We start from the raw sequence: 254 nt of genomic DNA, 5'->3' as shown, positions 1-254 counted from the left end.
GATGTCATTTCTCCCTTTCCTCTGTTTACACTTGGAGTTATTGTTCTGCTTGAAGGTTTTAATACATTCTGCACCTGTCCTGCCGTATCAAAAGTATTATGGCTGACTGACAATCCGAATCCTTTGTTACTTGAGTTTTCCTTTATTATACTTTTCCCTGCTTCTTTTAATATCTGTCCTGTTATGTTGTATACCGTATCTCCCTCATTTAATATATTAAGTCCTCTTGTATGAAGGGTCTTTCCGTTATACTC

The 254-nt window shown here is 36.6% G+C and carries 1 protein-coding gene; it reads right to left on the bottom strand.

The genetic code is table 11. From position 1 onward, the window contains the following. The coding region (locus EII29_RS12550; protein WP_158612583.1) for a hypothetical protein at nucleotides 1–254 on the bottom strand (254 nt) is incomplete at both ends.

The organism is Leptotrichia sp. OH3620_COT-345, from assembly GCF_003932895.1.
Classification (GTDB): domain Bacteria; phylum Fusobacteriota; class Fusobacteriia; order Fusobacteriales; family Leptotrichiaceae; genus Pseudoleptotrichia.
The sequence above is the reverse complement of the archived record's forward strand: the minus strand, read 5'-3'. Positions and strand labels throughout refer to the sequence as shown.